The sequence below is a fragment of the Microvirga arvi genome, from assembly GCF_016892765.1.
Lineage (GTDB): Bacteria > Pseudomonadota > Alphaproteobacteria > Rhizobiales > Beijerinckiaceae > Microvirga > Microvirga arvi.
In genome coordinates this window covers 1-1406 of record NZ_JAFEMD010000173.1, presented here as the reverse complement: position 1 = coordinate 1406, position 1406 = coordinate 1, and the positions used below count along the sequence as shown (strand labels likewise).

The following is a 1406-nucleotide window of genomic DNA, read 5'->3' as shown; positions in this document are numbered from 1 at the left end:
GTTCTCTTATTCCGGGGATTCCGGTCAAGCCCTTTGAGCGGCCCTTTCCGTCAGTTCGGCTGATATCACCTGTCGGGTCATGGTTCTCTCCGCGGTCGGCAGGCACCGCCGCATGATGGGGTCGGAAGCCTCAGCCTCGCCATGTTGCATACGCGGTCAATCTGCTCCCTGAGGTTCAGGTCTCAGGCCGCAACGGAGCCCACGCGATAGCTGATGCCTCGTCCCGACAGGGACATCGTACCGCCAGATCTGGCGGATCTCTTAGGGTGTCTATCTCATGCAGGCTGCCCTTCCTGGCGCGACCACCGGAAGTCCGTGTTGTTGCGCTACATCCGATGCAGGATCACCGCCAACTTACGCGCGACCGCTACAGTCGCCTTCTTGCCGCCCACCTTCTTGGCGAGCCGGGTGCCCCAGGCCTTCAGCACAGACCAGCGCGAGACCCGGTTCAACAGGATCCCGGCCGCCTCAAAGAGATAAGTTCGCAGGAGCGGATCGCCGCACTTGGAGATCCGACCGCTTCGGTCGACCTCGCCCGACTGATACCGTCGTGGGGTCAGGCCAAGGTAAGCCCCTACGCTGGACGAGCTCGAGAACCGGTCTGGTGTGTCGATGACACTGATGTAGGCCAATGCGACCAGAGAGCCGACACCGGGAGCTGTCATCAGGCGTCGGGCCGCCTGATCCTGGCGCGCCAGCCCCATGAGGCGACGGGAGAGGATACCGATTTGCCGGCTGACCTCCTGCAAGGCGGTCAGGAGTGCCTCAACAGCATCCTTCAGCGGCCCATCGGCCACCAGTTCGCGCACGCGGTCGATGAAGGGCTGACGGCCTCCCTTGCCAGCCACCAAGCCGAAGGGCTTGAGCATGCCACGGATCTGGTTGATCAGGTCCACGCGCACCTCCACTAAGCGAGCGCGTGAGCTGAGGAAGCTACGGATCCCCTGGCTGTCCAGGCTCTTGACGGTGACCTCCCGATACCAGCCCGTGCGCACGATCTGTGCCAGCCCAAGCGCATCATTCGGGTCGGTCTTGTTCACCTGCAGCGACAGCGCTGCCTTGGCATGGCGCGCATCGAGGCAGATCACAGGTAGACCAAGCTTTGTTAGCTCGTGCCAGTGCCAGGTCGACAACGGGCCGCTTTCCAGGCCAATCCGCTCCACATGCGGGGCTCTCGCTTTGACGACTGCCGCAATGGCGTCTGGCGTCGAGGCGCATTTGCCACGCCAGAGCGCCTTCCCGTGCTCGTCGACAATGCAGACTGCTGTCTGCTCCAGCGATACATCCAACCCGACATACTGCTTCATGAGGATACTCTCCGTTGGCTTCCAGTTTAGGCCTGATCGCATCAGACCCTACCCTACCGTCGAAGGGCACCAGGCCCGGAATAACCCCATGTTGCATTA

General features: G+C 62.3%; 1 protein-coding gene. It reads right to left on the bottom strand.

The genetic code is table 11. The annotated features are described in order from the left end of the window. Positions 1–326 precede the first annotated feature (326 nt). A complete protein-coding gene (locus ILT44_RS30340) occupies positions 327–1307 on the bottom strand; it encodes an IS110 family RNA-guided transposase (RefSeq protein ID WP_204243327.1) in 981 nt (326 codons plus the stop codon). Between the last annotated feature and the right edge of the window lie 99 nt (positions 1308–1406).

Bases quoted from the DNA above. Each gene is read 5' to 3' on its own strand.
- ILT44_RS30340 (WP_204243327.1), bottom strand. From the start codon at position 1,307: ATGAAGCAGTATGTCGGGTTGGATGTATCGCTGGAGCAGACAGCAGTC.